Origin of the sequence: Methylovorus menthalis (assembly GCF_020523625.1) — a bacterium.
In the GTDB taxonomy this organism is placed as follows: domain Bacteria; phylum Pseudomonadota; class Gammaproteobacteria; order Burkholderiales; family Methylophilaceae; genus Methylovorus; species Methylovorus menthalis.
Map to the genome: position 1 here is coordinate 833440 of NZ_JAJAQH010000006.1, position 15938 is coordinate 849377.

Annotated in this window: 17 protein-coding genes; 15 read left to right on the forward strand and 2 right to left on the reverse strand. The window is 53.6% G+C overall.

What is annotated here, in order from left to right; genetic code table 11:
* The first annotated feature begins 48 nt into the window (after window positions 1-48).
* From LG204_RS09740 to fae (LG204_RS09785), 10 genes are all read left to right on the forward strand, one after another.
* On the forward strand, window positions 49-960 hold the full coding sequence (locus LG204_RS09740; protein ID WP_230337087.1) for an NAD(P)-dependent methylenetetrahydromethanopterin dehydrogenase: 912 nt from the start codon (window positions 49-51) through the stop codon (window positions 958-960).
* A 27-nt stretch (window positions 961-987) separates the two neighbouring features.
* On the forward strand, window positions 988-2154 hold the full coding sequence (locus tag LG204_RS09745) for an ATP-grasp domain-containing protein (protein WP_230337088.1): 1167 nt from the start codon (window positions 988-990) through the stop codon (window positions 2152-2154).
* The gene (gene mch, locus LG204_RS09750) at window positions 2117-3100 is read left to right on the forward strand and encodes a methenyltetrahydromethanopterin cyclohydrolase (protein WP_230337089.1); all 984 of its coding nucleotides are present in this window, start codon (window positions 2117-2119) and stop codon (window positions 3098-3100) included. Before LG204_RS09745 ends, mch begins: the two co-directional genes overlap by 38 nt.
* Window positions 3101-3121: 21 nt before the next feature.
* Complete coding sequence (locus LG204_RS09755; protein WP_230337090.1) at window positions 3122-4042, forward strand: ATP-grasp domain-containing protein; 921 nt, start codon at window positions 3122-3124, stop codon at window positions 4040-4042.
* Entirely contained in the window at window positions 4043-4885 is an 843-nt protein-coding gene (locus LG204_RS09760; RefSeq protein WP_230337091.1) for a triphosphoribosyl-dephospho-CoA synthase, read from the forward strand.
* A gap of 352 nt (window positions 4886-5237) precedes the next feature.
* Window positions 5238-6191 (forward strand): transaldolase, encoded by a 954-nt coding sequence (tal, locus tag LG204_RS09765; protein ID WP_230337092.1) that lies wholly within the window; start codon window positions 5238-5240, stop codon window positions 6189-6191.
* A gap of 182 nt (window positions 6192-6373) precedes the next feature.
* Entirely contained in the window at window positions 6374-7003 is a 630-nt protein-coding gene (hxlA, locus tag LG204_RS09770) for a 3-hexulose-6-phosphate synthase (protein ID WP_230337093.1), read from the forward strand.
* Window positions 7004-7122: 119 nt separating this feature from the next.
* On the forward strand, window positions 7123-7659 hold the full coding sequence (gene hxlB, locus LG204_RS09775; RefSeq protein ID WP_230337094.1) for a 6-phospho-3-hexuloisomerase: 537 nt from the start codon (window positions 7123-7125) through the stop codon (window positions 7657-7659).
* Window positions 7660-7935: 276 nt separating this feature from the next.
* Window positions 7936-8472 carry a formaldehyde-activating enzyme gene (gene fae, locus LG204_RS09780; protein ID WP_015830180.1) on the forward strand — a complete coding sequence of 179 codons (537 nt, stop codon included), beginning with the start codon at window positions 7936-7938 and terminating at the stop codon, window positions 8470-8472.
* Between the two features lie 99 nt (window positions 8473-8571).
* Window positions 8572-9153 carry a formaldehyde-activating enzyme gene (fae, locus tag LG204_RS09785; RefSeq protein ID WP_407664204.1) on the forward strand — a complete coding sequence of 194 codons (582 nt, stop codon included), beginning with the start codon at window positions 8572-8574 and terminating at the stop codon, window positions 9151-9153.
* A 71-nt stretch (window positions 9154-9224) separates the two neighbouring features.
* On the opposite strand, the gene LG204_RS09790 is transcribed toward fae (LG204_RS09785), so the two are convergent.
* Window positions 9225-9923, reverse strand: a complete 699-nt coding sequence (locus LG204_RS09790; protein WP_230337095.1) for a HisA/HisF-related TIM barrel protein — start codon at window positions 9921-9923, stop codon at window positions 9225-9227.
* 18 nt (window positions 9924-9941) lie between these two features.
* Here LG204_RS09790 and LG204_RS09795 point away from each other — a divergent pair, with 18 nt between their 5' ends.
* Genes LG204_RS09795 through LG204_RS09815 form a run of 5 tightly spaced genes read left to right on the forward strand, consistent with a single transcriptional unit; the run spans window position 9942 to window position 14418 of the window.
* The gene (locus tag LG204_RS09795) at window positions 9942-10931 is read left to right on the forward strand and encodes an ATP-grasp domain-containing protein (RefSeq protein WP_230337096.1); all 990 of its coding nucleotides are present in this window, start codon (window positions 9942-9944) and stop codon (window positions 10929-10931) included.
* Window positions 10924-11982, forward strand: a complete 1059-nt coding sequence (locus LG204_RS09800) for a hydantoinase/oxoprolinase family protein (protein ID WP_230337097.1) — start codon at window positions 10924-10926, stop codon at window positions 11980-11982. Before LG204_RS09795 ends, LG204_RS09800 begins: the two co-directional genes overlap by 8 nt.
* Complete coding sequence (gene pabB / locus LG204_RS09805) at window positions 11975-13345, forward strand: aminodeoxychorismate synthase component I (protein ID WP_230337098.1); 1371 nt, start codon at window positions 11975-11977, stop codon at window positions 13343-13345. Before LG204_RS09800 ends, pabB begins: the two co-directional genes overlap by 8 nt.
* 1 nt (window position 13346) lies before the next feature.
* On the forward strand, window positions 13347-13973 hold the full coding sequence (locus LG204_RS09810) for an amino acid kinase family protein (protein WP_230337099.1): 627 nt from the start codon (window positions 13347-13349) through the stop codon (window positions 13971-13973).
* 49 nt (window positions 13974-14022) lie between these two features.
* Window positions 14023-14418, forward strand: coding sequence for a 4a-hydroxytetrahydrobiopterin dehydratase (locus LG204_RS09815; protein ID WP_230337100.1), 396 nt, complete (start codon window positions 14023-14025; stop codon window positions 14416-14418).
* On the opposite strand, the gene LG204_RS09820 is transcribed toward LG204_RS09815, so the two are convergent.
* Window positions 14415-15926 carry a diguanylate cyclase domain-containing protein gene (locus tag LG204_RS09820; protein ID WP_230337101.1) on the reverse strand — a complete coding sequence of 504 codons (1512 nt, stop codon included), beginning with the start codon at window positions 15924-15926 and terminating at the stop codon, window positions 14415-14417. The two genes, LG204_RS09815 and LG204_RS09820, sit on opposite strands and share 4 nt — an antisense overlap.
* Window positions 15927-15938 lie beyond the last annotated feature (12 nt).

Here is a 15938-nt window from a genome sequence, read left to right on the forward strand (position 1 = left end):
ACAGCCTGAATATTTAAAAACAGAACCACCTTTGCGAGGGCAAGCGACATGGAAGGGACCAAAGTGGAAAAGCCGTACGTATTACATTTTATTACACCAGCTAAGAATGCCAGCCCGTTTGACGTCAATATGGCGTATGACGCTGGTTACGATGCCATCGCGCAATATACCAATGTACAACTGAGTGAAGTAACCGGCCTTGTGCAGGATGCTATTTTCTCGCGTGGCCCTCGTGGCGTATGGCGCACCGGCATGCTGATTGGCGGCCGTGATGTTGACTTGGCCATGGATATGCTGGAAACAGCCAAGAAGTCGATGGTGCCGCCATTCGAAATTTCCGTGTTTGCCGATCCTTCCGGCGCTTTCACTACCTCTGCTGCCATGATGGCGCGCGTGGAACAGCTGTTGACCAAGTATTACGGCGGTACGTTGCAAGGCCGCAAGGTCAGCATTTTTGGTGCAACCGGCCCAGTGGGTGGTTGTACAGCCGTGATTGCATCCAAGTACGGTGCAACGGTTGAAATGGTGGCCCACCGCGCGCTATCCGATGTAGTGGAAAAAGCCGAAGCCTATAACAAGCGTTACGGTACCAATATCCAGTGTGTGGATGGCAGCACCGATGAACTGAAGACCAAGATTCTGGCTACCAGCGATGTTGCGCTGTGCTGTGCCGCTGCAGGCGTGCGCGTGCTGACCATCGACCAGATGAAGACCTCCAAGACGCTGAAGGTTGTGGCTGACGTGAATGCCGTTCCACCTACCGGTGCTGAAGGCGTGGGCGTGATGGCCGACGGCGTGCTGATCGAAGGCACTGAAATTTACGGTATTGGTGCCCTGGCGATCGGCAACATCAAATACCAAACCCAGCAACGTCTGTTCAAGAAAATGCTGGAAGGTCAGAGCCACGTCTACATCGACTTCATTACCGCCTTTGAACTGGCGCGTAAAGATCTCGTATAGGTAGCTCTGAAACACCAGATTGCCATAGTGGCGGCGAGTGCCCGCCCTTATGTCGCAGCAGCATCGGCAGCGGGGTATCACGTACTCGCTGCCGATGTTTTTGGTGATGAGGAAACGCGCGCTGCCAGTACTGCCTTGCTGGTGTTGCCATACTGCGATGGTGGGTTTACCGAGGATGCGATACGCCGTACGTTGATCCCGGCCTTGTCTGTGCATCAGGTTCAGTATCTGTTGTATGGCAGTGGTTTTGAAACCAGGCCATCTTTGCTTGATCTTCTCTCCGGGCATGTTCAGGTATTGGGGAACACCGCCGTCACTGTCTCACGCTGCAAGTCGCCCCAGGATTTTTACGCCAGCTGTCTTGCCCTCGATATTCCCGTACCTGATACCCTGTTTGCGCTTGACTCACTCATGGATGAGGCGCCCGATGCATGGTTATGCAAGCGGGCAGGGCACGCCGGTGGCATGCATATCACGCCTTTGTCTGCGGGCATGCCCGAACCGCCAGCGGATGTCTATTTTCAGCGCAAGATCGCAGGTCATCCAGTCTCGCTACTCTTTCTGGCGCATGAGGAGAATGTGCATATTGTCGGCTTTCAGCGCCAGCTTGTGTGTCCTTATGGCAACTTGCCATACCGCTATGCCGGACTGGTCGGCCCTCTGATGCTGGCATCAGGTATACAAGATGTGCTTGTGCAGGCGGCGAGTCGATTGACCAGGCATTATGGTTTGCGAGGTCTCAACAGTCTGGATGCTGTCATGACGGAGGATGCGGTTTTTGTGCTGGAAATAAACCCACGTTTGAGCGCGAGTCTGGCGCTTTATGAACATCAGGCGTTGTGGTTGCAAACGCATGTGGCGACATGCCTGGGGGAGTCCCAAGTGAATATTCCTGCTGGGGCGCCATCTGGGGTGGGACAGGTGAGGGCGAATCTGGTATGTTATTCCCCCATTGACCTTGAGGTGCCGGCTGGCTTTGCATGGCCGTCGTGGGTGGTTGACCGGCCTGCGGAGGGCACACGCATTGATCGACACATGCCACTTTGTACTATTGTGGCAACGGCAGGCGATGATCTGAAAGCAGAACAACAAGCACGCCAGCGTGCGCAAGCATTAAACGCATTACTGAATAATATCGAACAATCAGGAGAATCACATGAGTCAAGCAGCTTTGGATGTCAGTCGTTGGCCTAGCGTTAACAAACTCACCGCGCCCTTGGTGCAATATATTCTGGATAACGCAGATGCGCTGCGTGTTGGCGTTGAAAAACATGCGACAGGTGCCACCATTGTGGATGCCGGTATCAAATCCCCAGGTGGACTGGAAGTTGGCCGCCTGATTGCAGAAATCTGTATGGGTGGCCTGGGTCATGTCAGCCTGCACAATTCAGCTACGTTTGCCCATTGGCCATGGATGCTGTCTGTGCATTCAAACAATCCTATCCTGTCCTGCCTGGGCAGCCAGTACGCTGGCTGGAGCCTGTCCCACGAAAAGTTCTTCTCCCTGGGCTCTGGTCCTGGCCGCGCATTGGCCGGTCGTGAAGAGCTCTACAAGGAACTTGGGTATCAGGACAAGTTTGATTCTGCCTGCCTGGTGCTGGAGAGCGACAAGGCGCCACCAACGGAAGTGATTGAAAAGGTAGCCCGCGATACCGGGGTTGCTGCAGACAAGCTGACATTTATCCTGACACCTACCCGCAGTCTGGCGGGTACCGTGCAAATCGTTGCCCGTGTGCTGGAAGTCGCCATGCACAAGATTCATACGCTGCATTTCCCGCTCGATCACGTAGTGGATGGCATGGCGAGTGCGCCAGTGCCGCCACCTGCGCCTGATTTCCTGATCGGTATGGGCCGTACCAACGATGCCATCCTTTTCGGCGGCCATGCGCACATCTTCGTGAAGGGCAGCGATGAAGCCGCCGCCAAGTTGGCGCAAGATCTGCCAAGCAGTTCATCTCGTGATTATGGTCGTCCTTTTGCTGAGGTATTCAAGAGCGTGAACATGGACTTCTACAAGATCGATCCTATGCTGTTCAGCCCGGCTGCTGTTACGGTAACGGCCGTTGACTCTGGCAAGAGTTTTGTCGGTGGCAAACTGGATCAGGCATTGCTGGATCAGTCGTTCGGCTATCCCGCTTAATTTTCTTTGCGAGTATCCCTTTTGAATCCGCGCATCCCGGTCTTCACCGATGATCCGGGCTGGCATGGCAAACGCTTGCGTGAAGCGTTTGCTGCACGCGGCCTGGAGGCGGTGTTTGTTTCGCTGAAAGATTGTCGTCTGGATATCACCCAGGGCCATGCCGGTGTGGTGATTCCAGGCTTTGATCGTTTGCCCGATTGCGCATTTGTGCGTGGGGTGCCGGGCGGCACGCTGCAGCAGGTTATCGTACGGCTGGATGTATTGCATGCCCTGCAAATGCTGGGCGTGCGCGTCTATAACGATGGCCGCGCCGTCGAGCGCACGGTAGATAAAGCCATGACCAGCTTTCTGCTACACCGGCATCAGGTGGCTACGCCCGCTACCTGGGTGTGCGAGTCCCGGGCGCAGGCGCATGAGATCATTCAGCGCGAGCTTGCCGCAGGTCAGCATCTGGTGATCAAGCCTTTATTCGGCTCCCAAGGCATGGGTGTACGCAAGCTGGTGCCAGGTTCGGCGCTACCGGTGCCTATGGATGAGCATGTTGACGGGCTTTATTATTTGCAACGCTATATTGATAGTGGCGAAGGACGCTGGCACGATCACCGCGTATTTGTCATTAATGGTAAAGCCATCGGCGCTATGGTGCGTCACGGTGCCAGCTGGGTGAATAATGTGGCGCAAGGTGGTCGTTGTGAAGTGCTGCCGCACACTGGTGAAATCGCCGAACTCGCCGAGGCCGCTGCCCGTGCGGTCGATATTGATTACTGTGGTGTTGATATCATTCGTGATCGTCATGGCAAGCTGTTTGTGCTGGAAGTGAACAGCATCCCGGCCTGGAAGGGCTTGCAAGGGGTGGTTGAATTGAATGTTGCCGATGCGTTGGTGGATGATCTGCTGGCAAAACTGACAACTGAGCCTCAACTGAGTCTGGCAAGTTCCTGAATGACCATCTCAGCTAGCGAATTGGCCGGCCTGTACAAAGAGGCATGCCTGGCGGAATTAAGCGCGTTGAAGCCGGGGAATGTGCATATTTTTGCGGATGGACATGGCATGGTCGTGCAAGACTTCATTGCCAGTGCTGAAGTCTCCGCCCAGCCCTTGTGTGAACCGGGGCTGATAGTGGGGCAGCGCATTCAGCGCGCCATTCAGGCTACATGGTCCGCCGTCAACTGCAATACCAATCTCGGCATCGTTCTTCTCGCCGCTCCCATGATTCAGGCGTCGTTGCAAACGGGTCTGCCTTTGAGCGCGCATGCGTTAAATGAGACGTTGCAGGCGTTAACGGTGGACGATGCCAGGCTTGCCTATGCCGCCATCTTGCAAGCGTCGCCAGCGGGGCTCGGGAGTAGCGATCAACATGATGTGCATGAGGTGCCAACGGTGACCTTGTTGCAAGGCATGGAGCAGGCGCAATCTTACGATCTCGTCGCCCGGCAATATGCCAATGGATATCAGGAAGTGTTGGGCGTGGGGCTTGCCCGTTATCGTGAGGCGCTTGCGCTGTGGCAGCGTGAAGCCTGGGCGGTGACGGCGGTTTACCTTGGCTTTCTGGGCCACTATCCCGATAGTCATATTGCAAGAAAATATGGCGATGCAGCGGCCGAGAAGGTGATGCAGCAAGCGCTGGCACATGAGCATAACCTGATGACGTGCGACAACCCCAAAACCTACCAGCGCTCCCTCATGGCGTTTGATCAGGAATTGAAGCAGGCAAAACTTAATCCGGGTACCACCGCAGACTTGACGGTTGCTACCGTGCTGGCAGCAGCATTGTTGAGGTCCTGACTGGTTCCGGTTGATCAGAACTTATATGTAGTAATTGCCAGAATTCGGTTATACTTGGGCATTAACGCATGGGTCGGTCTAGTGCTTGTTTCGCTGGCTCGTGCTGTGTCAGGCATGTCCGTGCCATGGGCTACAAGCCCTGTATTCACTCTCGAATACCGACGGACACGACAAACCCCGTCGTTTCTGCACCTGAATAGCCACTGAACTCAATGCCGCGGCAATTATCTGCTGGTGGCATTATATTTTCTACTGTCCCTGATGAATTCCAGCGCGGCTGGTGCACAGGGCAAGAATTTTTAAGTTGTATTGTTTGGTTTGCATTATTGAATTCATTTAAAGGAGGAGCAGTATGGCTAATTTGTTAGAGCAGTTGAAAGAGATGACCACTATCGTTGCCGACACCGGTGACGTTGAAGCGATCAAGAGCGTTAAGCCTGTTGATGCCACTACCAACCCATCCCTGCTGCTCAAGGCGAGTACTTTGCCTCAATACGCCCACCTGATTGACGATGCTATTGCTTATGCAAAAGCACAAGGTGGCAGCAAGGAAGTTCAAATTGAAAACGCGGCCGACAAACTGGCTGTGCTGATCGGTATTGAAATCTCCAAGGTTGTTCCTGGCCGTATCTCCACTGAAGTGGATGCACGTCTGTCATTCAACATCGAGAAGATGGTGGCCAAGGGCCGCAAGCTGATGAAGCTGTATGAAGAAGCTGGCGTAGGCAAGGATCGCGTTCTGATCAAGCTGGCATCTACCTGGGAAGGTATCAAGGCTGGTGAAATCCTGGAAAAAGAAGGCATCAACTGTAACCTGACATTGCTGTTCGGTTTCGGCCAAGCCCGTGCCTGCGCTGAAGCTGGCGTATTCCTGATTTCCCCATTCGTTGGTCGTATCCTTGACTGGTACAAGGCCAAGAATCCAGGCACTGAATACACTCAGGAAACCGACCCAGGCGTCGTTTCTGTACGCGCCATCTACGCTTACTACAAAGAACACGGTTACAAAACCGTTGTGATGGGCGCTTCGTTCCGTAACACCGGCGAGCTGATTGCTCTGGCTGGTTGCGACCGTCTGACTGTTTCACCTAATCTGCTGCAAGATCTGGCAGCTACCGAAGGCACCCTGACTCGCGTTCTGAGTGATGCAGGCGCTAAATCAACCCCACCAGCCAAGATGACGGAAGAAGAGTTCCGTTTTGCGCTGAATGAAGATGCCATGGCAACTGAAAAGCTGTCTGAAGGTATCCGTGGTTTCGTTGTAGACCAAAACAAGCTGGAAAAGGCATTGGCTGAAAAGCTGTAATATTGCTGACTTGAATAGCGCTATATAATCAATTTATTAGCGCTATTCACTTTATTCAAGTAGTACATAAGTGCTATTGGATTTACCTACCTTAACGTTGACATCAGCTTTGTTTCCAACTTAAGATAGTTTTTCTAAAAATTAAGCACTTAATTTTTTAAACCAACTGGAGGAAGTACATCGTGGCATTAACTCAAATGGCATTGGATTCACTGGATTTTGACGCAACCGTAGCTCTGGCTACCACTGTTGCCCCACACGTGGACATCCTGGAAATTGGTACCCCATGCATCAAGCATAACGGTATCAAGCTGCTGGAAACTCTGCGCGCTAAGTTCCCAAACAACAAGATCCTGGTTGACCTGAAGACCATGGACGCTGGCTTCTACGAAGCTGAGCCTTTCTACAAGGCTGGCGCTGACATCTGCACCGTTCTGGGTACTGCTGATCTGGGTACTATCAAGGGTGTAATTGACGCTGCTAACAAGTACGGTAAAGAAGCTCAAGTTGATCTGATCAACGTGACTGACAAAGCTGCTCGCACTCAAGAAGCTGCTAAGCTCGGCGCTCACATCATCGGTGTTCACACCGGTCTGGACCAACAAGCTGCTGGTCAAACCCCATTTGCTGACTTGGCTCTGGTAGCTGGTCTGAACCTGGGCGTTAAGATCTCTGTTGCTGGTGGCGTTAAAGCTGCAACCGTAACGCAAGTTAAAGATGCTGGCGCAACCATCATCGTTGCTGGCGCTGCTATCTACGGTGCTGCTGATCCTGCTGCTTCTGCTGCTGAGATCACTTCGCTGGCTCACTAAGCATCAAATTCCCGGGATTAAACCCATATAGGAATTTAATGCAGTGATGAAAAATCCCGACTCAGTAATGCGTCGGGATTTTTTTTAACACCAACGTTTTCAGTCATAAGGATATTCAAATGGATCATCAACAATTTATTCTGGACAAGCTGTCTGGCATTCTCAATGTTACCGACAAAACCAAGGGCGCCGAGCTCTTGAAGCTGGTTGAGGCTGCTGGCCGTACTTTTATCGGTGGTGCTGGCCGCTCTTTGCTGGTTTCCCGTTTCTTTGCCATGCGCCTGGTCCATGCCGGCTACAATGTCAGCATGATCGGTGAAGTGGTTACCCCAGCTATTAAGGCTGGTGATCTGCTGATTTTGGTTTCCGGCTCCGGCGGAACTGAAACCCTGCTGCCATTCGTCAAGAAGGCCAAGTCCGTGGGCGCCAAGCTGGTCGTGGTTTCCATGAAGAAAGCTTCGCCTATGGCGGATGCAGCTGATCTGGTTATCCAGATTGGCCAGGATGACAGTTTCCCATTGACCAAGGGTATGCCTATGGGCTCCCAATTCGAGCTGTCTACTCTGATCTTCCTGGAAGGTGTTATCTCCGAGCTGATTCATGCCAAGGGGCTGACCGAAGAGGGTATGCGTGCTATTCACGCTAACCTGGAGTAATGCTCAGAAGTCTTCCGCGTGCATTTACTTCAAATAATACATGCGGAAAAATAAAGAAAAGCCGCAGTGTGCCGTTAGCAATGGCAACTGCGGTTTTTTTATGATGGCGATTAATATGTGGGAGCCTTCAATTAGCCTGCATCCGGCCGCGCTTTTGTGTATAATTAGCGCAAAATTTTGATGGCTTGACGTTAAACAGACGGTAGGCTAGGTATGGCACCGCTAACCAAGCGATGCTATTTTTGTTTCTGCGGAAACTTTTATTTGGAGAATGAAATGGCTGTTATTGATCGTGTTCTAGTGGGTGAAGCTCTTGTGATTGACAACCGTCCAGACGGTAGCGGACTCGACCTCTTGAATGTTGCCCACATCGACTTGATCATCGGGCCACGTGGTAGCGCTGCAGAAGACGCTTTCTGCCGTACCCTGACCGACCAAAAAGAAGGTGTAAATGGTTTGCTGGCTGTTGTGGCTCCTAACATGATGACCAAGCCAGCTACCGTGATGTTCAACAAAGTGACCATCAAGAACGGCAAGCAAGCTGTTCAAATGTTTGGCCCAGCTCAACGCGGTGTTTCCATGGCCGTGATGGACTGCGTTGCTGACGGCACCATTCCTCAAGACGAAGCTGATGATGTGTTCATCTGCGTTGGCGTATTCATCGATCACAAGGCTGATATCGATGAGCGTATCCAAGAGTGGAACTACCAAGCTACCAAGCAAGCTATCAAGAGCGCTGTCGCTCGCGAGCCTAAGGTAGCTGATGTACTGAAGAACTACAAAGCTTCAGCCCATCCTTTCCAAGCCAAGTAAGTCCAAAAGCGCCCCACACAATGGGGCGTTTTTCATTAAGGCACAGTCGCTCTTGTAGCTTCTGTGCCTTCTCTTTGCCAGTAAAAACAGAGGATTATCATGTCCATACTGGATCGTTTATTTACATTGTTTTCAGCGAAACCCAAGAGCAATGCGCCTGCTGCTCACGTAATTGATCGTGTGCTGGTAGGGGAAGCTCTTTTTATTGAAGACATGGATCTGAAAAACGTGTCCCATATCGAGCTGATTATCGGGCCGCGAGGCAGTGCCGCTGAGCGCGCATTCACCCGTACGCTGACTACGCAACGTCGTGGCATTAATGGTTTGTTGGCCGTAGTGGCACCTAATGTCCGTACCCAGCCAGCTACCGTGATGTACAACAAGGTGACCATCAAGAACGGCAAGCAGGCAGTTCAAATGTTTGGTCCGGCACAACGCGGAGTTGCGATGGCGGTGATGGACTGCGTCACAGAAGGGACTATCCCGGAAAGTGAAGCGGACAATCTCTTTATTTGCGTGGGTGTCTTTATTGATGCCAAAGCAGACGATGACCGGAAAATCCAGGAATGGAATTACCGTGCCACCAAGCTGGCCCTTGAAGGGGCCATCAAGCGTGAGCCTAGCGTGGATTATCTGCTGAAAAACTACCAAGCATCCAGGCATCCATTTCAGGCCAAATAAATCTCAGCTGAATAATACTGTACGGGATGGTTCAGCCCCATCTGGCAACTACAGATTCTCTGAGTTTTTGGCTATTGGCTGATGCGAGCAATATCGTGGCTGCTGATTTGCCCTGAGTGAAGGGCGCTTGCCACCAGAGCGCCTGCGATGCCTTGTTCCTGCAGTCGCTGTAAATCGTTAATGTCCCTTACCCCGCCAGCGGCATAGAGATTGCCATGCTGCGCCATGCCTGTGAGCTGTTGCAAGCGCGCATGGTCTGGCCCTTCATTGCTGCCCACATTGGCAAGCGTCATGCCAATGACTTTCTGTGGCCATAGTCGGGGAGTATTTAGCAATGCTTCCGGCCCCTGATAGCGATCTCCCCGAAAATCAAGCGACAACACATGCGTAACACCATCGCTTATTAATTCCTGATATGCGCCAATATCCGGCAAGCTTTCACTGCCGATGACAGGGGTCACTTCAAGCCCAGACCACGGCAGAAGGTCGCAAGTATGCTTGAAGCCAGCGTCCAGCCAAATCTGCAGTTGAGGATAATGCTGGCGAATAAGTGCGATCTCATCCACATGCGCCGCCTTGCCCTGAATCGCGTTCAAATCGGCAATGTACAGCGTATCAAACGGATATAATTCGAGCAGTGCCCGGCTGATGGCAAGCGGCTCGCTGCTGTTGCACAGGCCTGACTCAATGGGGCGGTAATGTTGCCGCTCCCCACGCTTTGCGTGCACGACGTTGTGCTCAAGAAGATCAATAACAGGGATGATGTTCATGGTGGTGAGGCGCGCTGTTTGAAGATACTGGTATGTGAATATATCACTGGCGGCGGATTATACCGTGCGCCATTGCCCCCGTCGCTGGCAAAGGAAGGCATGATGATGCGTGATGCCTTGCTGGCTGATTTGCTCGCGCTGGCTGACCTGCAGGTTGTGCTCACCTGTGATACCCGTGTTCCTTGTCAGCATGCGGCAGTGGAGGTGCTGTGGGCAAATGATGATCCGTGGCAGGTATGGGAGGCCGCCATGCAGGAGGTTGACGCTGTCTGGGTGATTGCCCCGGAAACGGACGGGATATTGCTTCGCTTGACCTTGATGGCTGAAAAGCTCGGCAAGCGGCTATTAGGCAACCCCAGCAGTGCCATCCAAGTCGCCTCAAGCAAGTCAGCCACCTTGCGTCTCTTGAAAGATGCCGGATTGACCGTGGTGCCCACGCTGAGCAAAGCAGCGCTGACTGCAGAGAGCTTTATCCCCCTGGTAACAAAGCCGGACGATGGGGCAGGCGCCGACGAGACCTATTATTTTGAGAGTTGGCCATCTTACGCCAACTGGATAAAAGATCATCCCTTCCACACTGTTCAAGCGTATGTGGAAGGCGAGGCTGCAAGTTTGTCCATGCTTTGTCTACATGGGCGGGCATGGCTATTGAGTTGTAATCGTCAGCAGATCAGCTTGAAACAGCAGGGCGCCCATGCTGGTTTCGCCTATGCCGGCAGCCTGCTGAATGGCATGGTTGCCCATTGGCATGCCTTTGCTGAGATGGCACAGCAGGTTGCTCACGCCATGCCCGACCTGGCCGGGTATGTGGGGGTGGATATGATCGTTACCCCCACGGGAGCTTTGCACGTACTGGAAGTAAACCCGCGATTGACGACGTCGTATGTGGGGCTGCAAGCCGCCACAGGCCTTAATCCGGCGCGCCTGATCCTGGACTTGTTCTATAATCCTGACTTTAGTTTACCTCCGATCAATCGTCATCTCGTGGAAGTCTCTACTCATGTCTAATCTGGTCGCAGATCGTCCCTTGACACTGGGGTGGGATGTTGGCGGCGCGCACCTCAAGGCAGCCCTCCTGAATGCCGATGGCGTCGCGTTGCGCGTGGTGCAGGTGGCATGCCCCATATGGCAAGGCCTGGACAGATTGTCCGCCGCGGTGCACCAGGTGCTGGACCAGCTGCCTGCTTATCCTCAGCAGCATGTGGTGACCATGACCGGTGAGTTGGCCGATATTTTTCCTGACCGGCTCAGCGGTGTCATGCAAATCGCCGACGTGTTAAGTCAGCAATTGATAGGCAAGCTCAGCTTTTACGCGGGCCGCCAAGGTTTTATTGCCTTGGCTGATGTGTCTTTTTACGCGAATGATGTGGCATCCGCCAACTGGCTTGCCAGTGCTGATTTTGTAGCACGCCGCGTTGAGCATGGGGTGTTTGTGGATATCGGCAGCACAACGGCAGATATTGTCTCGCTGGTCTCTTCAAAACCGGCGCCGCGGGGCTACAGCGATGCCGCCCGCATGCGTGCAGGCGAGCTGGTATATACCGGCGTTGTTCGCACCCCGCTGATGGCCGTGGCGCAACGAATCAGCTTCGGCGGTGAGTATTACGCGCTTGCCGCTGAACATTTTGCAACCACCGCCGATGTTTACCGTCTTACAGGGGATCTGGACGAAGAACACGACATGGCGGCTACCGCCGATGGAGCGGGTAAAACGCCCGCTGACAGCGCCCGACGGCTGGCGCGCATGATAGGTCATGATCTGGGCGATGCAGAAGCCGAAGCTTGGCTGTTGCTGGCGAATGCCTTCAAGCATGCGCAGCTGGATACTTTACGCGAAGCTTTGTTGCGTAGTGCCTCCCTGCATCCGCAAACTGCCTTTGGCGCCATGGTGGGCGCAGGTGCGGGTCGCTTTCTGGTGGCCGAGCTCGCGGCACAATTACACAGGAAATACATTGAAGTGCAGACCTTGATACAAGCGGCGGATGAGGACGTGCAGCGCTGGGCGGCAATTTGTCTGCCAGCCTATGCCGTGGCTTACCTGGCGGTACAGCATGCTTAAGCACGCGATTCCTTATTCGTCCGATAGTGCGGCGCTATTTGCGCGGATTGCGCATGAGCCGTGGGCGGTGTTTCTCGATAGCGGCAAGCCAGGCAGCGCTTATGGGCGTTACGATATTCTGGCAGCAAGACCGTATATCCGAATAACGACCACAGATGGCGTGACGACAATATCCGATGACACTGGCATCCATGCTCATGAAGACGATGCTTTTGCACTGATTAACCAGATATTAGCCACATCGGCCATTGCTTCCGGGCAATTGCCTTTTGAAGGCGGTGCCATTGGCTATTTTGGCTATGACCTGGGACGCACGCTGGAAACCTTACCCTTACTGGCGCAGGATGCCGAGCATATTCCGCAAATGCAGCTGGGCATTTATGACTGGGCTTTGGTGGTGGATCACCGTGAACAGGTGGCATGGCTGGTTTCCCATCAGCACCACCCATCTACCGAGCAAGCATGGCCTGAGCTCTGTCGTTTGTTCGAAGCCCCATTATCAGAGAGTGCATCGGTGTTTGAGGTAAGTAGCGCGTTGCAGTCCAATCTGGATGAAGCGGCTTATGCCCAGGCTTTTGACCGTATCAAGCGCTATATCCACGAAGGCGATTGCTATCAGGTCAACCTTGCGCAGCGCTTCTCGGTGACCGCAAACGGGGATGCCTGGCAGGCCTATCGGTATCTGCGTACGCATAGCCCGGCACCCTTCATGGCGTATTTGAATTTTCCGCAGCTGCAGATATTGTCTGGCTCGCCTGAGCGCTTTTTGCAGGTGAAAGATGGGCATGTGGAAACGCGCCCGATCAAGGGCACCCGGCCCAGAGCCGAAGACCCAGAGCAGGATGCCAGCCATGCATACGACCTGCAGCACAGCCTCAAGGATCGTGCCGAGAATCTGATGATTGTTGATCTCTTGCGCAACGATATCGGCAAGAGCTGCGCCGTGGGTTCTGTGCGGGCAGACAAGCTGTTTGCGCTGGAAAGCTTCTCCAATGTGCATCATCTGGTGAGCACGGTCAGTGGCGAGCTTTCGCCAGGCACCACCGCGGTCGACCTCTTACGCGGGAGTTTTCCAGGCGGTTCCATTACCGGGGCTCCCAAGTTGCGCTCCATGGAAATTATCGAAGAGCTGGAGCCGCATCGCCGGGGTGTTTACTGCGGTGCCATTGGCTATATCGGGTTTGATGGCAATATGGATACCAATATCGCCATCCGTACCGCGGTCTACTCTGAGCACTGTTTGCGCTTCTGGGCGGGAGGCGGCATTGTCGCCGACTCCGTGATGGAAAAAGAGTATCGCGAAACCTGGGACAAGGCGTCTTCCATGTTGCAACTGGTCGCACATTTTCAGAAAGCAGGGTGATATGTGGGTGATTAAACTGGGTGGCAGCCTGCTGGGTTCTCCCGAGCTGCCGCAATGGCTGGAGATGATTGCGCAGCATAGCGATGGCAAGTTCATCATCGTGCCGGGTGGCGGGATTTTTGCCGATGCAGTGCGCAGTGCCCAGACCCAAACTGGTATTCCCGACGCCGTCGCCCATCAGATGGCGGTAATGGCCATGGATCAATATGGCATCTTGCTCACGGGCCTTAACCCTGCCCTGGTGACTGCCAGCAGTGAGCTTGAGATTGCCGAGCGTGGCTGGCAGCATCGTGCCCTGGTCTGGCTGCCGTCGCACATGGTGTGCGCAGATGAGACGATTCCTACCAATTGGGATGTCACTTCAGATAGTCTGGCCGCCTGGCTTGCCAGTCGACTCGGCGCCGAGCATCTGGTGCTGGTCAAATCTGATCGGCCAGAGGCCAGTGAAGTCTCACTGGAGCGTCTGGTCAAGGATGGCTTGGTAGATACGCATCTGGGCGATTATGTGGTTGGCCAGTCCTTCAAGACCTGGGTCGTCCACAAGCAGGATTCCCATGTGTTGCAGCAGGGCGACTCCTTGCAGCAATTGCAACAGGCAGCAGTGGCTGTGCGCTGCGCCTGGAATTAACCCCTACGCAGGTTAGTAGCCGTATTTTTCATATAAAGGAAATTCAATCATGAGTGATCTCGTGGATACACCCAATACCAAAGATCGCGTGTACAGCGAATCTGAAATCCAGGCGAAAATCGCTGCGGAGCTTCCTCACTGGTTTTATGAAGACGGCTGGATTCGCCGCAAGTATAAGACCAGCGGCTGGAAAGGGACCCTGATGGTGGTGAACACCGTGGGGCATCTGGCGGAGGCCGCCTGGCATCATCCTGATTTGACGGTGTCGTATGCCTTTGTCATCGTGAAACTTTGCACACACAGTGCCAAGGGCATTACCGACAAGGACTGGACGCTGGCCGCCAAAATCGAATCCGTGATTCAGTGGCAACCGGGCAAGGAGGGCGGCGCGCTGGAAGGCACGCCGAACGACGACCCGCGCTTCAAGTACATCAAGTACGATTAACTCGTTAACCCTTGGGCCTCAGCGGCATCGATTTCTGAAAAGAAAGCATAGTGCCGCTGACTGTCGCGCTTGGCGAGATACATCGCCTGGTCAGCCTTGTTAACGATAGTGGTTTCATCCTGAGCGTGGTCAGGATAGAGACAAATGCCGATGCTCGCCTCCTGATAGAGCGTGACAGACTCTGTGGAAAAGGGGGCTCGCAAGGCAGCCAGCAGGCTGCGCACGATCTTCTCGCTGTCTTCAATACAATTGATGGAGTTCAGCAGAATCACGAACTCATCTCCGCCGAGTCGCGATACCGTATCTTCTTCGCGTAGCTGACTGCGCAGGCGCGTAGCAATCTCCTTCAGCAGCAGGTCGCCAATCTGATGGCCAAAGCTGTCGTTGACCTCTTTGAATTTATCAAGATCAACAAACAGCACTGCCAGTTTGCTGCCCTGGCGTTTGCAGGCAAATATGCCTTGATGCAAGCGGTCTTCAAACAGTAGTCGGTTGGGTAAGCCGGTGAGTGCGTCGTAGTAGGCCAACTTGTTAAGCGATGCTTCAACCGAGCGTTGCTGGCTGATATCCGAGATAGTCACCACCTTCAGCGGGCTTTCCTCAAGGGGGAAGTCCGACTCCTGCATGGCCGCATAAAAAGTGCCGCTATCTTGCCGCCTGCCCAGCAATTGCTTGTCCCATTCAAACAGCAGATGCGTCTTGCGCAGGCCCAGCATGGCTTGTTTGTCGTCATAGCCAAAGAGCTGCGCTGCTGGCTGGTTGGCTGCATGCACCTTGTCATGCTCGTCCAGGATCAGAATGCCGGCATTGATGGTGTCGATAATTTTGTCCAGCGTTTCCCGTTGCTTGTTGGCGCGTTTCAACTCACTCTTCATCAACAGCATGACCAATAAAAAGCTGAGCAAGGCCATGCTGAGCATCAGGGTTTGCAAGAAATGGACTTCTTTGGTCTTGTTGACGGCATTGGCCTCCAGGCTACCTGTCAGCTGATTCATGAGATTCAGCAATTCGGTATTCTGCTGCAAGGCAAGTGTGACGGCATTAGCCAGTTTTTCATTATCTACATGTGGGGTGGCCAGCAATTCCTCTATTGCCGATCTGTAGGGGGCCCATAAGGTCTCCGCCTGGCTAAGTAGCAGGCGAGCCTTGGGTTGGGTGACCTTGCTGACTTTCTGAGAGAGTCCCTCCGTACCAGTGGTGGTACCCCCCTCGGAAAAACTGCGCAGTGTGGTGTCAAACAAATGGTAGGTGAGTTCCAGCTCTTTCAGGCTAGCCTGTCTGTCGGTTTCGTCAGAAGGGGCACGTTCAAGCTGCAGCAGGCATTTGACCATGCGCTGGGACAGCATGCGCTGGCGCCCGGCAAGGTTGATGACAATCGCATTCTCCTTGACCTGGTCGGACAGCAGAAAGGTGGTGCCCAGCAAGGCCAGATCCAGCAGAAAAAAGGCTGAAATGGCGATGCTGACAGCACGAAAGCGTGCCTGATTTTTTTTAGGGAGAAATTCCATACGTCGTTTTAT

Bases quoted from the DNA above. Each gene is read 5' to 3' on its own strand.
- LG204_RS09760 (WP_230337091.1), top strand. From the start codon at position 4,043: ATGACCATCTCAGCTAGCGAATTGGCCGGCCTGTACAAAGAGGCATGC.
- LG204_RS09820 (WP_230337101.1), bottom strand. From the start codon at position 15,926: ATGGAATTTCTCCCTAAAAAAAATCAGGCACGCTTTCGTGCTGTCAGC.
- hxlB (WP_230337094.1), top strand. From the start codon at position 7,123: ATGGATCATCAACAATTTATTCTGGACAAGCTGTCTGGCATTCTCAAT.
- fae (WP_015830180.1), top strand. From the start codon at position 7,936: ATGGCTGTTATTGATCGTGTTCTAGTGGGTGAAGCTCTTGTGATTGAC.
- LG204_RS09740 (WP_230337087.1), top strand. From the start codon at position 49: ATGGAAGGGACCAAAGTGGAAAAGCCGTACGTATTACATTTTATTACA.
- LG204_RS09810 (WP_230337099.1), top strand. From the start codon at position 13,347: ATGTGGGTGATTAAACTGGGTGGCAGCCTGCTGGGTTCTCCCGAGCTG.
- mch (WP_230337089.1), top strand. From the start codon at position 2,117: ATGAGTCAAGCAGCTTTGGATGTCAGTCGTTGGCCTAGCGTTAACAAA.
- pabB (WP_230337098.1), top strand. From the start codon at position 11,975: ATGCTTAAGCACGCGATTCCTTATTCGTCCGATAGTGCGGCGCTATTT.
- LG204_RS09815 (WP_230337100.1), top strand. From the start codon at position 14,023: ATGAGTGATCTCGTGGATACACCCAATACCAAAGATCGCGTGTACAGC.
- fae (WP_407664204.1), top strand. From the start codon at position 8,572: ATGTCCATACTGGATCGTTTATTTACATTGTTTTCAGCGAAACCCAAG.
- LG204_RS09800 (WP_230337097.1), top strand. From the start codon at position 10,924: ATGTCTAATCTGGTCGCAGATCGTCCCTTGACACTGGGGTGGGATGTT.
- tal (WP_230337092.1), top strand. From the start codon at position 5,238: ATGGCTAATTTGTTAGAGCAGTTGAAAGAGATGACCACTATCGTTGCC.
- LG204_RS09790 (WP_230337095.1), bottom strand. From the start codon at position 9,923: ATGAACATCATCCCTGTTATTGATCTTCTTGAGCACAACGTCGTGCAC.